Raw genomic sequence first — 19,020 nt, 5'->3', positions numbered from 1 at the left:
TTGCGCCTAGGTTCCGCTTTCTCGGATTTTTGTGAGATGACTATGCTGGATCGCCGTTTTCTGCTGGGAGGCCTGACCGGGCTTCTTGTCACCGTCGCCACCGAGGCCCTGGCGAAGAAGAAAAAAAAGGCGTCCGCGCCCGGCAAGAAATCGAGCAAGAAGTCCACGGCCAGGAAGGGCAGGGGCAAGAAGGGCCCGCCGCCCAAGCCGAAGCCCGTCCTGCCGCCCCCGCCGCCGCCTGTGCCCGCGGTCACCGCGCCCGCCATCAAGGCGCAGCTGGATGACGCCTTTACCACCATATTGAACGACCTGCTGACAGCCTCGCCGCTGACGGCTACCTCGCTGGGGCTGGACAAGGGCGAATTCGCCTACCTGAAAAGCAAGATCGACGACCGCGGCACCTCCGCCCTGTCGGCCAATGTCAGCCGCCTGCGCAAGGCGGTGGCGACGCTGCAGGCCGTGCCGCGCAGCCAGTTGTCAGCCTCGGACCGCATCGATTACGACGCTATCCTGTGGGATTACCAGGCCCAGCTGTCGGGCGCCCACGCCTTTCCGTTCGGCGACAATGGCACGCCGATCAATGTGACCTTCTATGCCGTCACGCCCTATGTGGTCAGCCAGCTTACCGGCCTTTACCAGGTCGTGCCGGACTTCCTCGATATCCAGCACACGATCAATGACGCGTCGGACGCCGAGGCCTATATCAAGCGCCTGGACGGGTTTGCCCTGGCGCTCGACCAGGAGACCGCGCGGCTGGTCGGCGATGCGCGCGCCGGCATTGTCCCGCCGGACTTCATCATCAACAAGACGATCACCCAGATCACCGGCCTGCGCGACACGCCGCCGGAACAAAGCACGCTGATCAACTCGATCGACCGCCGCACCACCGAAAAGGGTATTGCCGGCGACTGGAAGTCACGCGCAACGACGGCTGTCGTCGACCGTGTCACGCCCGCCCTGACGCGCCAGATAACGGCGCTGCAGGCCCTGCTGGGCAAGGCGGTTCACGATGCCGGTGTGCGCAACCGGCCCAATGGCCAGGCCTATTACGGCTTCGGGGCCAAGATGGGCACGTCGACCGATATGACGGCCAAGGAGATTCACGCCGTCGGCCTGCAGAAGGTCGCCGATCTCGGCGATGAGATCGATGCCCGCTTCCGCGCCCTGGGACGGTCCCAGGGCAGCAATGCCGAGCGCATGCGCGCCCTGTATGCCGACCCGACGCAGCTCTATCCCGACAGCGATGAGGGCCGGGCGCAGTTGATTGCCGACCTCAACGACAAGGTCGCAGCGGTCACAGCGCGCTTGCCACAATATTTCGGGGTTTTGCCGAAGACCAAGCCGATCATCCGCCGCGTACCGGTGGCCAATGAACTGGGCGCGCCCAGCTATTACCAGCCGGCGGCGCTGGATGGCTCGCGGCCCGGCGTCTACAATATCAACCTGCACGACATGGCGGACAATCCGAAGTTCTCGCTGCCGACCCTGACCTATCATGAGGCCGTGCCGGGCCACCACATGCAGATCTCGATCCAGCAAGAGGCCAGCCTGCCGCAACTGCGCAAGGTGGCGTCCTACAATGCCTATGTCGAGGGCTGGGCGCTGTATTCCGAGCAACTGGCGCTGGAAATGGGCATGTACGACAAAGATCCTTACGGCCGGATCGGCTACCTGCACGACGCCCTGTTCCGCGCGGTGCGGCTGGTTGTCGATACCGGCATGCACAGCCTTGGCTGGAGCCGCGAACAGGCGATCGCCTATATGTGCGACAAGACGGGGGATTCGCCCGGCGCCGCGGCGCTGGAGATCGAGCGCTATTGCGTTTGGCCGGGTCAGGCGCTTGGCTATATGGTCGGCAAGATCACCTGGCTGCGCATACGCGACGCCATGAAAGCCAAGCAGGGCGGCAATTTCAGCATCAAGACCTTCCACGACACGGGTTTGACCGCCGGGTCACTGCCTTTGGCCGTGCTTGAGAACCTGTACGATGCCAAGGGTTTGACTTAGTTAAGAGCTCAGTCGCCGCATCGGCGTCGTCGCGCATTACCAGAATTTAACTTAACTTCGCGGCTCAGTAAGGCAAGGTGTCCGCTGGAATTTGGTTTCAAGGGATATCGTCATGCTAACTCGCCGCCATCTGCTTGCTTCGGGTGCCGCTGTTGCCGGGGTTGCCGCCTTTGGCGCTGCCCGCGCTTCTGATCCCGATACCTCGGCGACGCTGAGTGTCCTGTTCGACAAGATCTATCAGGACCGCCTGGACCACTCGCCGGAAACCCTGACCTCGCTGGGCATCGACAAGGGCGACAAGGCCGCGGCCAAGGCAAAGCTCGACGACTACAGCCCTGCCGCCAATCTCGACTATGCCGAACGCGTGACGAAGAATGTCGCGGCCCTGTCGGCCATTCCGCGCGACAAGCTGACGGGCATGGACCGGATCAATTACGACACCGTGCTGTGGAGCCAGAACCGCGCCAAGTACGGGGTCGATCATTTCCGCTTCGGCAGCTGGGGCGGGGCGCAACCCTATGTGCTGAGCCAGCTGAGCGGCGTCTATCGCGATATTCCGGACTTCCTCGCCACCCAGCACACGGTCGAGACAAAGGATGATGCGGACGCCTATCTGGCGCGGCTGGACGGGTTTGCGGTCGCGATCGGCCAGGATACTGAAAACTTTCATATCGATGCCGCCAAGGGCATCGTGGCGCCCGATTTCGCGCTCGACAAGGCCCTGGCGCAATTGGCGTCCCTGCGTGCCGTCAAGGGCGCCGACAGCTCGATGACCAAGGCGTTGGCCGAGAAGGCCGCCACGGCGGGGCTGGCCGGCGACTGGGCTGGCGAGGCGGCCAAACGGATCGACGGCGGCATTGCGGCGGCCCTGGACGCCCAGATGGCCGCCCTGACCGAAGCACGCAAGACGGCGGTTCACGACGCTGGCGTATGGCGCCTGCCAGATGGCGACGCCTATTACGCCTATGCTGCCGGCAATGGCACAACGACCAACTTGAAGCCGGAGGAAATTCATCAGATCGGGCTCGACCTGGTCAAGTCGATCAGCGCCGAAGCCGACGTCAAGCTGAAGGCCCTGGGCTACACCAAGGGCACGGTCGGCGAGCGCATGCGCGCCCTGGCCGAGGATCCAAAATATATCTATGCCAATACGGACGAGGCCAAGGAACAGCTGATCGCCGACCTGAACGTGCAGATCACGGCGGTCAGCGAACGCCTGCCGAAGTATTTCGGTGTCCTGCCGAAGACGGCGGTGACCGTGCGCCGCGTGCCGAAGGAGACCGAGGCCGGCGCGCCGGGCGGCTATTATCAGCGCCCGACCCTGGATGGTTCGCGGCCGGGCGCCTATTACATCAATCTGCGCGACACGGCCGAGTGGCCGAGATGGAAGCTGCCGACCCTGACCTATCATGAGGCCATTCCGGGCCACCATCTGCAGATTTCGATCCAGATGGAGGCGCAGGGCGTGCCAATGATCCGCAAGACCAGCGGTTTTTCGGCCTATTCGGAAGGCTGGGCGCTGTATACAGAACTGCTGGCCGGTGAAATGGGCATGTATGACGACGACCCGGCCGGCTATGTCGGTTATCTGCAGTCGTCGATGTTCCGCGCCATCCGTCTGGTGGTCGACACGGGCATGCACGCCAAGCATTGGACGCGCGAACAGGCGATCCAATATTTCGTCGCGGCCAATGGCGATGCCGAAAGTGCCGCGATCACCGAGATCGAGCGTTACTGCGTGTGGCCGGGCCAGGCGCTGAGCTATATGACGGGCAAGCTGCAATGGATGAAGCTGCGCGATATGGCGAAGACCAAGGCGGGCAAGGACTTCGACATCCGCAAGTTCCACGATGTTGGCCTTGTCTCGGGCGCCGTGCCGCTGGCCGTGCTGGAGCAGGTCTATCGCGAAGCGGGGATGATTTGACCTTCCGTCAAAAGTCCTTCGTGATGCTCAGTGTACTTTTGACGGAGATTTCACTGAATTGAGAATCGCGTAAGAAATCGAGCTTGCCCCACCTTGGGCTGAAGTCCATCGCATAAACTGCAAAGTCGTAGATATTTCCCCTCTACCCGCTTGAGGGGAGAGGGAAGCGCGAAGCGCAGGGTGAGGGGACAAATTCTACTGTCAGAGTGGCTTCGCTGTCAAAAAGGACCCCTCATCCGGGCCTTTGGCGCACGGCACGGGCCGTCCCGCTTCTCCCCTCCGGCGGGGAGAAGGGAATAATCGGCAATTTCAACGGCTTTCATGTTAATTCCGCTTGAAACTCCCGACATCGACCGTGCCCTCATGGTCCTTGTTCAACTCGATGACGAAGCTTTCTTCCTTCTCGGTAGGACGGCCCCAGTCGCGATAAAGATGAACCGTGATGCTGGTCGCGCCGTTGGGATCGATGCGATCGGCAGCATAGACATTGGCCAGGACCTTGTAATCACCGTTGGGCGCGAAGCGCAGCATATATTCTTCCGGGCCGTAACCCTCTGTCATGTCGTTGGACAACCGGCCGCCCAGCAAGGTACTCGGATTGCTGTAGATGGCGCGTTCGCCCGACGGCTCATCGACCCACAGGTCCATATCGGTGTCGTCGGTGTTCCATTCCAGGGTGATGCGAATATCGACGTCGAGGAGCGCGGTCAGTTGGGCCGGCAGGACCTCGGCCAGGTCCTCGGCCGGCACATTCATGGCCTTGAGCCTGACGACCAGATGATTGGCCTCCGTCAGGGCGATGATCTCGATGCCGTCATAGGCGCCGTCCCACGGCGTCAGCACGACCTCCGACAACAGGCTGAGCGCCTCTTCGTAAGCGTCGACCGCCGCGTCTTCGCTGACGGCGTGAGTCTTCAAACGGGCGTCTGTGACGGCAATCAGGGCCAGGGCAAGGTTGCGCTTGGCCTGCGGCTTGTCGGGCGTCAGGGCGGCGATATGGCGGTACAGCCACAGGGCATCGTCGCCCTCGCCATAACGCAGCAGGCGGCCCGCCAGGATAATCTGGCTGTCAATATTGCTGGCCGGCAGGTCGAGGGCGGTGCGCGCCATGGCGGCCGCGCCGTCCGCAAAGCCGTTGCGGAACATCCATTCGGCCGTGTCGAAATAGAAGGCCGGGTTGTCGCCGTTGGTCTTTTCCTGAGCGGCGAAGACAGAAGCAAAAGCGTCCTTGTCGCCCGGCTTCACGTCGGACAGGGCCTTCAGATAGGGGCGATCAGGGTTCCATTCGGCAGTCTCGACCTCGATTGGCGGCGGGGCGGTAGCTTGCGGTTCTGAGGTGTTACGCGGCGCCCGGCGAACGGCGGTGACCAGGACCATTTCGGAGTCGGCATCGCCGGCAGTGTACCCGCCTTGCAGTCCGCCCGAGGGCGCGGGACTGGGTTCGGACATCGGCTCTGCCATCACAGGCGACGCCATGTCCAGGGTCGGCATGACAGCGGGTGGCGGTGGCGCCATCTCAGCCATAAGAGCCATATCGCCATTGCCCCGATTGCGCTTGGGATCGTTGCGCAGCCGTTTTTTCGCCTCGGCGAGTGATAGTGACGGGGCGGCCCACCACGTCTTTTGATCGTTCCACATGGCGGTGACGTTGTCGAGGCGTTGCGTCCTCGCTTCGGCCTTGACCGCGGCCATACGGTCGCGCTCAGCCTGGTAATCGCTGAGGATGTCTTTCGAGGCCGTGGCCGGAGGCGCGATGTCGGCACGGGCATAGTCGGCGCCGGATTCCAGCACGATAAAGCTGACGTCAGGCGTGGCGACACGATAGCGCCGGGCCGTGGCCAGGATCTTATCAGCGTCGGGCGCGTCGGTGGCATTGAGGGCATCGATCAAGCCGGCACCCCAGGCAACCCCTACGCCATCCTGGTCGGTCGAGGCGACCTTCGACAGATCGTAGTCGTGGCTTTCGCCGCCGTAATCGAGGCTAAGATGACCATCGCGTGGCGCCGGACCGATGATGCGGTACTGATCGCTGCCCAGCGGTGACATCTGGTAATCGAGGGAATTGCCGTCGCCATCGGTCAGGTCCCACAGCTTCGGTGCCCGCATCGTCAGCAATCGCATCATGTCTTCGCGGCTGACCGTGAGCAGGTCGACATAGGCTCCGGCGTTGCGCGCCGCCAATTGCCGCAGGATATCGCGCCGCGCCAGCGGCGAAGACGATACGGTCATGACGCGGCACGGCCAGCGTTCGGCCGAGAAACTGCCGATCGTCGCGTGCCCATCGCTGAAGACCAAGCAGACATCGGCGCGCCCCGGCACGGCTTTGTTGAGGCCAGTATAGCGGGTGGCGCCGCTGTAGGTGGTGTCCTTCAGCGCATTCAGGATGTCCATAGTCGTCGGGTGGTCGAAATGCCGGATCGACGACACGCCGTCGCCAAAGACGATCAGGTCGACCGACTCCGGTTTGGTTGCGTCGAGATAGGCGGCCATCGCGTAGCCGTCGCTCATCACGTCTTCATCCCGGCGCGACCGAGACGCGTCCCAATAGACGCGCAGGCCGTTGACCTTGATCTTACCGGCGGGTTCGGCGCCCACCGTCAATTCGAAGAAGCGCTCGCCATTGCTGTGGCGGCTGACCGTAATCGGCTGAGTCGGCATAATGCCGGTGAGGACCAGGTCGCCGTCAACGGCCTTGTCCCTGACTTCAAAACCGAGCCGTTCACCCTGCGACGTCCCGTGGAAATCGCCGAGCGTAACCATCGGCGCCCCCGTCAGGCCGTGCGTCGCCACGGCCACGGTCAATTTCTGGACTGCCACACCGGTGGTCAGCGGCATGACAAAACGCCCATCCGTACCCAGCGGCGTCGTGTAGACGATGCGCACCGTGCGGCCGGAGCCGGGCAGGATGGGGAAGATATGGGTGCGGAACTGATTGCCGGCAGTGACCTGGCCCAGGCCTGGGTCTATGCCCTTGCGGATAGTGTCTTCATACGCCTCTTCGGCCTTCAGGTTGCGCTCCAGCACACCGTCGGTCATGACGCCGTTGATGTCGAGGCCATAGGCGGTAACCGATGCCCCCGTCGGCAGGTTCAATGTAAAGTCGCCCTCCAGGCGGTTTTCGGTCGGGTTGGCAAAGGTGACCACCAGCGTGCTCTGCGCCATGCGGCCGGCTATATCGACCGTGACATCGAGCGACGAGATGGTGAGCGCCCCATCGATGTCCTTGCCGCGGTCATCGCGCAGATTGTGCGCCACCAATTGCAGGGCGGGTGTCAGAGCCGTCGGCTCGGCCTGGGCCATGGGCGCGAAAGTGAGAAACGCGGCGACAACGGCTAGCCAGGTTAAGATACGCATGATGAGCCCCCTCTGTGTTGAGTACAGGCTGCGCGGGTAAGATGGCAAAGTGAAGGCAAACTTTTTGCCATGGACAGACCCGCACAAGCGCATACAGTCGTAACCATCCGCCGCAGATGGAGATCGGTTTATGAAGCGCTTTTGGCTTGCCGGACTTGGGTTCTCGCTGGCGGTTGTCATGCCGGCGGCGGCTGATACGCTGTTGCTGAAGCCGGCGCGCGTCTTCGATGGCGTCGAGCCCAGACCGCATGTCGGCTGGCAGGTACTGGTCGAAAACGAACACATCGCGGCGGTCGGGCCGAATCTGACAGCTCCCTTCGATGCTCGGGTGATCGAACTACCCAACGATACGCTTATGCCTGGCATGATCGAGGGCCACGGCCATCTGTTCCTGCATCCCTATAATGAAACACCGTGGGACGATCAGGTGCTGCATGAAAGCCTGGCGTTGCGCACCATCCGTGCCACCGTCAGCGCACGCGCCACCCTGATGGCCGGCTTTACCAGTGAACGCGACCTGGGCACTGAAGGCGCCGGCTATGCCGATGTCGGCCTGCGCCAGGCGATCGACTCTGGCGTCATTCCCGGGCCGCGCCTGATGGTGGCGACGCGCGCCATTGTCGCCCGCGGCGCCTATGGCCCCAAGGGTTTCGAGCCTGGCGTCGAGGTGCCGCAGGGCGCTGAGGAGGCCAGCGGCGCCGACGATATCGTCCGGGTTGTGCGCGGCCAGATCGCCGCCGGGGCGGATGTGGTCAAGCTGTATGCCGATTATCGCTGGCGGGCCGGCGAGGACAGCCGTCCGACCCTGTCCCAGGCCGAGATGACGGCGGCTGTGGCGGCCGCCCACGATGCCGGACGGGTGGTCGCGGTCCACGCTGCCACGGCCGAGGGCATGCGCCGGGCGATTGCCGCCGGCGCCGACACGATTGAACATGGCTATGGCGGGACGGCGGACATCTTCAAAGCCATGCACGACAAGGGTGTGGCCCTGTGCCCAACCCTGGCGGCATCCGATGCAGTGGCGCATTATCGCGGCTGGAACGGCGCCGATCCCGTGCCGGTGGCCGTGGCCCAGGCTCGCCAGGCCTTTGCCCTGGCCCGGGCGGCCGGTGTCACAATGTGCGTCGGTGGCGATGTCGGGGTCTATGCCCACGGCACCAATGAACGCGAACTGGAGCTGATGGGGGAGGCCGGCATGCCAGCGGTCCAGGTCCTGACGGCGGCGACCTCGGGCAATGCGCGTATCTTCCATCTCGACGGCAAGGTAGGGACGATCAAGGTGGGCCTGCTGGCCGACCTGATCGCCGTGCCGGGCGATCCGACGCAGGACCTGAGTGCCTTGCGCACGGTCGACCTGGTCATCAAGAATGGCGTGGTCGTGAAAGCGCCGGGAGCGGGACAATGAAGTATTGGTGGATCTGCGCCCTTATCATGATGGCGTCGCCGGTCGCGGCGGCGTCCTATGACGTTACCATCACCCGCGATAACTGGGGCGTCCCCCATATCCAAGGCAAGACCGATGCCGACGCCGTCTATGGCATGATCTATGCTCAGGCCGAGGACGACTTCAACCGCATCGAGCGCAACTACCTGACCGCTCTTGGGCGGACGGCGCAGGCCGATGGCGAACCGGCGATCTGGGCCGATCTCCGCCAAAGACTGTTTATAGATCCGCAGGTGCTGAAGGCCGACTACGCCGCCAGTCCCGTTTGGCTGAAGGCGTTGATGGACGCCTGGGCCGACGGATTAAACGCCTATCTGGCTGATCATCCCGACGTCCATCCGCAGGTCCTGACGCATTTCGAGCCGTGGATGACGCTGAGTTTTACCGAAGGCAGTATCGGCGGGGATATCGAACGCGTGCCGCTGAGCCAGTTGCAGGCGTTTTACGGCACGCAAAAGCTGGCGATGACGCAGGACGAGAAGGGCCTGGTCTATCATGAACCGACGGGATCGAACGGCATCGCCATCGCGCCGGCGCGGACGAAGGACGGCCACGCCCTGCTGCTCATCAATCCGCACACCAGCTTCTTCTTCCGTTCGGAACAGCAGGTGACGAGCGACGAGGGGCTGAACGCCTACGGCGCCGCGACCTGGGGCCAGTTCTTTATCTATCAGGGTTTCAACGACCAGGCCGGATGGATGCATACGTCGAGCGGTGTCGATAGTGTCGATGAATTTGCCGAGACGATTGTGCGCGACGACGACAACAGCCTGAACTATCGCTATGGCGACGATGTCTGGCCGGTAACGCAAAAGGTCATAACCCTAAGCTATCGCGCCGCCGATGGATCGCAGGCGACGCGCAGCTTTGCCACCTGGGCCACCCGACATGGGCCGATCGTCCGCGCCGAGGGCGGCAAGTGGATCGCGACTGCGCTGATGAACAAGCCAATCGATGCTCTCGAACAGTCGTTTCTGCGCACCAAGGCGCGCGACCTGGCCGGATTCCTCGAGGTCGCGGGGCATCAGGCCAATTCGTCCAACGACACGCTGTTTTCGGACAGTAAGGGCGAGATCGCCTATCTGCATCCGCAATATGTGCCGCTACGCGACAACCGATTCGACTATACCAAGCCGGTTGACGGCAGTGATCCGGCGACCGACTGGAAGGGACTGACGCCGCTCGACCGGCTGCCGCAAGTGCTCAATCCGAAGACGGGCTGGGCGTTCAACAGCAACAACTGGCCGTGGGTGGCGGCCGGACCGGACAGTCCGAAGGCGGCGGATTTCCCGAAATATATGGACCAGGCGGGCGAAAACCCGCGCGGCCTGCACGCCGAAAAGCTGCTGGGCCAGCTTGGCGTGCTGACGCCGCAGGGCCTGATCGACCTGGCTTTCGATCCGCAGCTTCCCGCCTTCGAACAACTCATCCCGACCCTGGACGTGGCCTACGAACATATGCCGGCGGACGACCCGCGACGCACGGGTCTTGCCGGACCGCTTGCCCTGCTCAACGGTTGGGACCGGCGATGGAGCGCGGACTCGACGGCAACATCTTTGGCTGTCGGGTGGGGCGAGGCGCTGTGGCAGGTCGCGGCGCCCCAGGCCAAGGCAGCCGGGATTAGCGTCTATGACTATATGCTGACACGGTCGACCGACGCCGAGCGGTTGACAGCGCTGGAACAGGCCGTTGCGCCGTTGACCCAGGACTTCGGCGGCTGGCAGGTGCCGTGGGGCGAGATCAACCGCTTCCAGCGCAATGATGGGGCGATTGTCCAGACCTTCGACGATGCCAAGCCGAGCTGGCCGGTGCCCTTTACCTCGGGCCAGTGGGGTTCGCTGGCCTCCTTCGGCGCCAAGCGTTATCCGGGGACCAAGGCCTATTACGGCACCTCGGGCAACAGCTTCGTCGCGGTGGTCGAGTTCGGGCCTAAGGTGAAGGCGTGGGCAGTGACGGCCGGCGGCGACAGTGGTCATCCGGAGTCGGCGCATTTCAGCGACCAGGTCGAGCGGTACGCGGCGGGCCAATTGCGCGAGGTCTATTTCTATCCGGAACAACTGGCGGGCCATGTCGAGCGGACCTATCGACCGGGCGAATAACCCTATTTTTACGGTCCGGCCGCCTGTAACCCATTGGACATTTATCGCCGACGTTACCTTGTCTCTGGGCCTTGTATGGGCCGGGCTACGCCGATCAAACAAAGGAGACTGCCATGAACAAGAACACCATCTGCCTGTGGTACAATCGTGACGCAGAAGAGGCGGCGAAGTTCTATGCCGCAACCTTTCCCGACAGCGCGGTCGGTGCCGTCCACGAGGCGCCGTCCGATTTCCCGGACGGCAAGGCAGGCGATATATTGACCGTCGAATTCACGGTCTTCGGCATTCCCTGCCTTGGCCTCAACGGCGGGGATGCGTTCAGGCAGACCGAGGCCTTTTCGTTCCAGATTGCGACGGACGACCAGGCGGAAACCGATCGCTACTGGAACGCCATCGTCGGCAATGGCGGTGTCGAGAGCCAATGCGGCTGGTGCAAGGACAAATGGGGCCTGTCGTGGCAGTTCACGCCACGCGTCCTAAGCGAGGCCATGGCCCAGGGGGGCGAGGTGGCGAAGCGGGCGTTCGACGCCATGATGACGATGGGCAAGATCGATGTAGCGAAAATCGAGGCTGCTGTTCGCGGGTGAGGCTGCGTCTGCGGTTCGGGCCTCCCTATCCGGCCTATTGACACGCCAAGAGGATGGATTAAAACAGACATAATGATGTTAGCGCTGTCATCAACATTCTGCATACGAAAACGGCAATGGTTGGCTATTTGTATAATAAATATGATGAATGACGCCGCACTTGTGGACCACCATAGTGTTAGCGCTGTCATTTAAAACAGGAGGTGACGATGAAATGGCAAGCCGCAAGCCTGGCCGCTATCATGTTTGTTCTGGCCCAACCCGCGTGGGCTGGGAACTCCGTCTATCTCACCAAGCCCAATGATCCCGCCGCCATTACGGTCCAGGCCAAAGGCGATGGCACGACCGACGATACCGCGGCCATCCAGGCCGCCATCGACCAGGTGGCCAGCAAGGGCGAGGGCGGGATTGTCTTCCTGCCGTCCGGCCGTTACCGCATCACGCGCACCTTGCTGATCCGCGCCGCTGTGCGGGTGTTCGGCGTCGGTGCGACCCGGCCAGTCCTGGTGCTGGGCGCCAATACGCCCGGCTTCCAAAGCGGTGTCGCCAACATGGTCGTCTTCACGGGAGATGATCAATACCGGGTCGGAAAGGTTCCGGTCCCCGTCGTCAGCGCCGTGCCCTATAGCGATAATGTCCGCGACGCCAATTCGGCGACATTTTATTCCGCCCTGGCCAATGTCGATTTCGAAATCGGCGACGGCAATCCGGCAGCGGCGGCCGTGCGTTTCCGCACCGCCCAGCACACCTTCCTCAGCCATATCGACTTTCATCTCGGCTCGGGGCTGGCCGGCATCTATCAGGCCGGCAACGAATGCGAAGACCTGCATTTCTTCGGCGGGCGTTACGGCATACTGACCGAAAAGACGTCGCCGGCCTGGCAATTCACCCTGCTTGACTCGACGTTCGAAGGCCAGCGCGATGCCGCCATCCGCGAGCACGAGGTCGACCTGACCCTGGCCAATGTCCGGATCAAAAATACGCCGGTCGGTATCGAGATCGACCGCGGCTACAGCGACTCTTTGTGGGGCAAGAATGTCGTGTTCGACGGCGTCAGCAAGGCCGCCGTCATCATCAGCAGCGAGGCCAGCGCCTTTACCCAGGTCGGTTTCGACCACGCCGTGGCGCGCAATACGCCTGTCTTTGCCCGCTTCCGCGACAGCGGCAAGACTGTCGCAGCGCCCGGCAAAATCTATGAAGTCGCGAACTTTACCTATGGCCTGAAGCTGGATGGCCTGGGCCAGATGGGCAGGTTCGACACCCAGTTCGACGCCAAGGTTTTAAGCCGTCTGCCGGCCGCCGTACCACCCGCCATTCCGGCTCTGCCGCCGGTGGCGCAATGGACCAATGCCCACGACCTCGGCGTCAAGGGCGATGGCACGACCGACGACACCGCCGCCATCCAGAAGGCCATAGACGGCCACCGCGTCGTCTATTTCCCGCAAGGTCGCTACGTCGTCAGCGACACCTTGAAACTGCGGCCCGACACGGTGCTGATCGGACTGCACCCCAGCCGGACCCAGTTCATCATCCCCGACGCCACGCCGGCCTATGCCGGTGTCGGTGACGCTAAGGCGCTGATCGAAAGTGCCAGGGGCGGCAATGCCATGCTGAGCGGATTTGGCCTGTTCACCGGCGGCGTCAATCCGCGCGCCTCGGCCTTGATCTGGAAGGCCGGCGAAAGCTCCCTGGTCGACGACGTCAAGATCCAGGGCGGCAGCGGCACCCCATTGGCTGGCGGGGCACGGTTCGATCCCAATAATCCCGGCCAGTCCGCTGCGCCCGATCCGCAGATCTACTGGGATCGCCAGCATGCAAGCATCTGGGTGACCGATGGCGGCGGTGGTACCTTCGCCAATGTCTGGACGCCCAATACCAATGCCCAGGCCGGTTTTTACGTCTCGGACACCAAGACGCCCGGCCATGTTTACGAACTGTCGGCCGAACACCACGTCCGGGCGGAAATCGTGCTGGATCACGTCGAAAACTGGGAATTCCTGGCGCCGCAGACCGAAGAAGAGGTGCGCGAAAGTCAGGATACGGTGGCGATGGAAGTGCGCCATTCGCGCAATATCCTGTTCGCCAACTTCCACGGCTATCGCGTTACCCGCACCGTCAAGCCGGCACAGTCAGCCGTGAAGTTGTTCGATGTCGCCGACATCCGTTTCCGTAATGTCCATGTCAACGCCGAAAGCGGTATCGCCATGTGCGACGATAACGGCTGCGGTACCTATCTGCGCGCCAGCAAGTTCCCGTTCGAAAACGCCATCGAGGACGCGACGCACAAGCTGAAGGTTCGTGAACGCGAATTCGCCGTGCTCGACGTACCGGCCGATCCGGCGCCGGTCGCCGATACCTCGCCGGGCGTCACGAGGCTGGAAGACGGCTTCTACTCGATCGCCGGTGCGGCGGTCGACAGTACGGGCAAGCTGTATTTCATCGATCGCCGCTTCCAACGCATCTACAGCTGGACCAAGGCTGACGGGCTGGACATCGTCGCTGACGCGCCGCTCGACCCCATCAACCTGGCCGTCGATGCGTCGGACAACCTGCTGGTCCTGTCCTCGGCCGGCCCGGAGGCCACGGTTTACAGCCTCACGCCTGGCAAGCCCGGGGTGACGGTGATTGCGCCGACGCCTGTAGCGCCGCATGAGGGCGCGCGGACGGCCCTGCCGGTCAATGTCTGGAACAACGGCGAATTCCGCGACCAGCTCGACCCTAAGACCTACGAATTCACCACCCTGAACGAGATGTTCACCCGCGACGCCGCTACGCCCAAGCCACGCGAATATGTCTCGCCTGACGGAAGCCTGGTCCTGCCGGCCTTTCGCGTGATCAAGCAGGGACCCGTGACGCACCTGGGCTGGCGCTTTTCCGATACGCTCGACACCTATGGCTTTGTCACCGGCAAGCTGGGCGACCCGGTCGTCTTCACCAACGGCTCCGAAGACCTTACCTACAGCGGAAAGATCGGAGCCGGCGGCACCTTGACCGAACTTAAGCCCCTGGCCGAGCGCGGCGGTGAAAGCGCCGTCCTCGACGCGGCCGGCAATCTCTATGTCGCCAATGGCCAGATCTTTGTCTATGGCCCGGACGGCAGGCCGATCGAGCGTATCGACGTACCGGACCGGCCGTTGCAGCTCCTGTTCGGCGGAGCTCAGGGCCGCACCTTGTTTATCCTGACCCACCACGCCCTGTATTCGGTCGAGAGGTGACAAGCCGGGAAAGGAATGTTAGCGCTGGAGGCCAAAGCCGGAGCGAAAGGCAGGGCCAGAGTTCAATAGACTACCGTCATGGGAACAAGAAACGCCTTGGATGATAAACTGATAAAGCGGCGATCGCGTGCATCGAGCACCGGCCGGGTCACGATGGACGATGTTGCGCGCCATGTCGGCGTGTCGAGCATCACCGTGTCGCGCGCCTTGCGCCGGCCGGACAAGGTCGCCGAAGAGGTGCGCGAGCGCATCCACAAGGCGGCCCGCGACATGGGCTATGTCAGCAATCGGGCCGCCAGCGCCCTGGCCTCGGCGCGGTCGATGAACATCGTCGTCCTGGTGCCATCCCTGCGCAACATGGTCTTTGTCGAAACCCTGAGCGGAGTCGAGAAGGTGTTGCGGCCCAATGGCTACCAGATGCTCCTGGGCGTCAGCAACTATTCGTCCGAAGAAGAGGACGCCCTGGTTCGCGCCTATCTTGCCTTCGATCCTGACGGCATTCTCGTCGCCGGCCTGAACTACCGGGAAACGACGCGCCGCCTTCTGGAGCAGGTGAAGATACCCGTCGTCCACATGATGGAGCTGTCCGACCGCGAAGGCATCTACAGTGTCGGCTTTTCCCAGGAAGCCGCCGGCGGCGCCATGACCGAGCACCTGATCAAGCAGGGGCGGCGGCGCATCGCCTTTGTGGCGTCACAGCTCGATTCGCGCACCCTGTCGCGCAGCCGCGGCTATCGCGATACGATGATCCGCGCCGGTCTGTACGAACCGCAGCGCGAACTGCTGGTGCCCGATCCGTCATCGGTGGCCCTGGGGGGCATCCTCCTGGAACGCATGCTGCAACAGGCGCCCGATACCGACGCCATCTTCTTCTGCAATGACGACCTGGCGCAGGGCGGGCTGTTCGAATGTTTGCGTCGTGGCATCAAGGTGCCGCAAACCCTGGCCATTGCCGGCTTCAACGACCTGCCGGCCTCGGCCAGCACCGTGCCGTCCCTGACTTCGGTGGCGACGCCGCGTTTCGAGGTCGGCGCCCAGGCGGCCGCCATGCTGATCCAGCTGATCGACGGCCAGCCGGTCGCGCGGCCGAAGGTCGACCTGGGCTTCGAATTGAAACCGCGCGAAAGCACCTGAATATTGTTTGACAATTAAACAATATGGCGGCAGATTAATCGTCGCCGATAATTGTGCTACAATATGTTAGCGCTGTCATAGGTAAGATAAAAAAAGCACACGGGTAACGCCAGGAATTCGCTGCCAGCGATCCCTGTCTCAAAAAAACAGATGTTAGCGCCGTCATGCTGTGACGGAGATCGTGGAATGCTTCCTGATATGCAGCAAGCCATTTCTCCTATCCTGGCATAATTGACGATGTTAGCGCTGTCACAACAAAAAGCCCGGTCACCGGGCGCCATGAAGGGACAAGAACAAATGCCTAAATTCACAAGACATCTTCTGGGGTGTTCAGCCTCGATCCTGGTCCTGTCGGCCCTGGCCGGCCAGGTCTGCGCTGCCGGGCAGGATGCGGCTGCGGAGACCAAACCGGACGAAGCAACCGTCGTTGTCGTCACGGGATCGCGGATCAATACGCGCGGTTTCACCCAGCCGACACCGACCACCAGCCTGACCACCGATGAAATCCTCAAGGCCGGCCAGCCCAATATCTTCAACACCATCGTTGCCTTGCCGTCATTGCAAGGCAGCACCGGGCGCGCGACCAGCGTCAACAGCACCAGCAGCGGCATCCAGGGGCTGAGCTCGTTCAGCCTGCGCGGTCTGGGCCCGATCCGTACCCTGACCCTGCTGGACGGCCAGCGCGTCATCGGCGCCAATGTGACCGGGGTTACGGACGTCAGCCAGTTCCCGCAATTGCTGATCAAACGCGTCGACGTCGTGACCGGCGGCGCCTCGGCGTCTTACGGCTCCGATGCCATCGGCGGCGTCGTCAACTTTATTACCGACACGCGATTTGAGGGCTTCAGGGCCAATGTCGAGGCCGGCCAGACCACCTATGGCGACGACAAGAACCTGACGCTTCAGGCGGCGTGGGGCGACAGTTTCCTGAACGACCGGCTGCATGTCCAGGTCAGCGGCGAACATGGCAAGGAAGATGGTGTGCCCGCCTACGGCTTCGGCGTCGGCGCCGGTCCGAATGGCCGCGACTGGTTCAAGTCGTCGGCCCTGCAGCAGCGCTCGCTGGGGGCAACCACCGACGGCAAGCCGCAACTGACCTATATCGAGCATGCGCAAAACTATCAGTACGCCAAATACGGCCTGATCACCTCCGGCCCATTGCAGGGGACGGCGTTTGGCCCGGGCGGTGTCCCGTTCCAGTTCCAGTACGGCTCCGGCGGTACGCCGACCGGTACCGGCGGCGTTACCAACTGTTTTTCACCGTTCTGCGTCGGTGGCAACCTGGATGGAGTCGTCGGCAACGGCACCAGCCTGGCGTCCAAGCTGGAGCGCACGGTCGCCTACGGCCGGGTCGGTTACGATCTGGATGACAACAATGAAGTCTATATGACCTTCAACGCCGCACGGGTTGTGTCGTCCAACACGCCCAATCCCGGCGCGGCGAAAAACGCCAACCTGACTATCCAGTGCGACAACGCCTTCCTGCCCGACTCGATCAAGACGGCGTGCACGACCAACCACATCACCAGCTTCCAGTATGGCACCAGCAATGCCGAATTCCCGGCCTTTATCAGTGTCCACCCGACACGCAAGCAGTACCGTTTCGTTGCCGGCGCGGACGGCAAGTTCGATGCCTTCGGCACCCAATGGTCCTATAACGGCTATGTCGAGCACGGCATCAACTACACCGACATTCTGGTTCGCGACATCTCCCTGACCCCGCGCTACAACGCGGCCATCGACGCCGTCCTGGAGAACGGCGCTATCGTCTGCCGCAACGTCGCGGCGCGCAATTCGGGCTGTCAGCCGCTCAATATCATCGGCGATGTCACGCCCAGCACCGGCGCCTTGGCCTATGTCCTGCCGGCCAATGGTCCGCAGCAGCATACGCAGCAGACCCAGGACGTGGTCAGCTTCAACCTGAACGCCGAGCCGTTCTCGTCATGGGCCGGCCCGGTCGCCATCGCTGCCGGTGTCGAATACCGGCGTGAATGGTACCGTGTCCGCGGCGACGCCTATGGCAACGGCGTCACGGCAAACAGCCCGAACACGCCGGAATATCCGGTGGACCCGCTGATGAACACGGCGATCGGCAACAACTGGTACGCCGGTAACTATCACAGTGCGCAAGGCACCTATAGTGTCGCGGAAGGCTATGTCGAAGTGAACGTTCCGGTGCTGAATTCCGACACCTGGGGCAGCGCCAATATCAATATGGCCGGCCGGACGACGGACTACAGCACATCGGGCAAGGTCGAAAGCTGGAAGGTCGGCGGCACATGGAAAACCGGCATCAGCGGCCTGCGCCTGCGCGCGGTGACGTCACGCGACGTGCGTGCGCCGAACCTCAGTGAACTGTTTGCCGCTGAAATCACCACCAACAACGTCGTCAACTATAACAACACGACGATTACGGTGCTGCAGCGCACCCTGGGCAATACTCAACTGCGCCCGGAAATCGCCCGCAACACCGAACTGGGCATTGTCTTGTCGCAACCCGATTGGCTGCCCGGCTTCAGTGCATCGATCGACTATTACGACATCAAGATCGATGACGTCGTCTCTTCGTTGTCGGCCCAGCAGGAAGTCGACCTGTGCGCCGCCGGCAATCAGGAGCTTTGTGGCGCCATGCTGCTGACCAGCACGGTTCCCAACACCAACTATGTCAAGGTCCAGGCCTTCAACCTGGCCTCGATGGAGAACAAGGGCTTCGATATCGAAGTCTCCTACCGCACCAGCCTGTCGGGCCTGCATCTGCCTGGGTCGCTAACCCTGCGCGGACTGGCCACCCACACCATCAGCTTCCTCACCAATCCCGGCGTCATCGGCACCATTCCGTCCGAAGCTGCCGGCGTCAACTACGGCAGCACGCCATATTGGAAGTGGTACCTCACCCAGAGCTGGGATGCCGGCGCGCTGAACCTGACCCTGACCGAACGTGGGTTCAGCGACGGCGTCCGCAGCCGTGAATATATCGAGTGCCAGACCAACTGCCCGGTCTCGACCTCGGTGCACCAGACCATCGACAATAACCGTATGAAGGGCGCCACCTATGTCGACTTCGGCGGGAACTACAAGGTGAACAGCCAGGTCACGGCCTATTTCAAGGTTGACAACATGTTCAATGTCGATCCGCAACCGGCTGCCTTCACCAATGTCGGGTACGGCGCCAATCCGTTCCTCTATGACGTACTCGGCCGCATGTACCGTGTCGGCTTCCGGTTCGACTTCTAACCCAAACCTGGGCGCCGCATCC

9 protein-coding genes are annotated in these 19,020 nt (G+C 62.6%); 8 read left to right on the top strand and 1 reads right to left on the bottom strand.

The window, feature by feature from the left end:
- The first annotated feature begins 42 nt into the window (after positions 1-42).
- Together AC1DXO_RS23535 and AC1DXO_RS23530 are read left to right on the top strand one after the other, a co-directional pair.
- Positions 43-2,007, top strand: coding sequence for a DUF885 domain-containing protein (locus tag AC1DXO_RS23535; RefSeq protein WP_476980647.1), 1,965 nt, complete (start codon positions 43-45; stop codon positions 2,005-2,007).
- Between the two features lie 112 nt (positions 2,008-2,119).
- Positions 2,120-3,931, top strand: a complete 1,812-nt coding sequence (locus AC1DXO_RS23530; protein ID WP_476980646.1) for a DUF885 domain-containing protein — start codon at positions 2,120-2,122, stop codon at positions 3,929-3,931.
- A 324-nt stretch (positions 3,932-4,255) separates the two neighbouring features.
- Here the strand turns inward: AC1DXO_RS23530 and AC1DXO_RS23525 are convergent, their stop codons facing one another.
- Positions 4,256-7,285: a VIT domain-containing protein gene (locus AC1DXO_RS23525; protein ID WP_476980645.1), complete on the bottom strand. Its 3,030-nt coding sequence runs from the start codon at positions 7,283-7,285 to the stop codon at positions 4,256-4,258.
- A gap of 130 nt (positions 7,286-7,415) precedes the next feature.
- Here AC1DXO_RS23525 and AC1DXO_RS23520 point away from each other — a divergent pair, with 130 nt between their 5' ends.
- From AC1DXO_RS23520 to AC1DXO_RS23495, 6 genes are all read left to right on the top strand, one after another.
- Positions 7,416-8,690 carry a metal-dependent hydrolase family protein gene (locus AC1DXO_RS23520; RefSeq protein WP_476980644.1) on the top strand — a complete coding sequence of 425 codons (1,275 nt, stop codon included), beginning with the start codon at positions 7,416-7,418 and terminating at the stop codon, positions 8,688-8,690.
- Positions 8,687-10,828 (top strand): penicillin acylase family protein, encoded by a 2,142-nt coding sequence (locus AC1DXO_RS23515; RefSeq protein WP_476980643.1) that lies wholly within the window; start codon positions 8,687-8,689, stop codon positions 10,826-10,828. Before AC1DXO_RS23520 ends, AC1DXO_RS23515 begins: the two co-directional genes overlap by 4 nt.
- A gap of 113 nt (positions 10,829-10,941) precedes the next feature.
- Entirely contained in the window at positions 10,942-11,415 is a 474-nt protein-coding gene (locus tag AC1DXO_RS23510; RefSeq protein WP_476980642.1) for a VOC family protein, read from the top strand.
- Between the two features lie 209 nt (positions 11,416-11,624).
- On the top strand, positions 11,625-14,630 hold the full coding sequence (locus AC1DXO_RS23505) for a glycosyl hydrolase family 28-related protein (protein WP_476980641.1): 3,006 nt from the start codon (positions 11,625-11,627) through the stop codon (positions 14,628-14,630).
- Positions 14,631-14,726: 96 nt separating this feature from the next.
- Entirely contained in the window at positions 14,727-15,764 is a 1,038-nt protein-coding gene (gntR, locus tag AC1DXO_RS23500) for an HTH-type transcriptional regulator GntR (RefSeq protein ID WP_476980640.1), read from the top strand.
- A 297-nt stretch (positions 15,765-16,061) separates the two neighbouring features.
- Positions 16,062-18,998 (top strand): TonB-dependent receptor plug domain-containing protein, encoded by a 2,937-nt coding sequence (locus AC1DXO_RS23495; protein WP_476980639.1) that lies wholly within the window; start codon positions 16,062-16,064, stop codon positions 18,996-18,998.
- The last annotated feature ends 22 nt before the right edge of the window (positions 18,999-19,020 follow it).

The organism is Asticcacaulis sp. P2_C5, from assembly GCF_056404555.1.
This window is presented reverse-complemented; position numbering and strand designations above follow the sequence as displayed.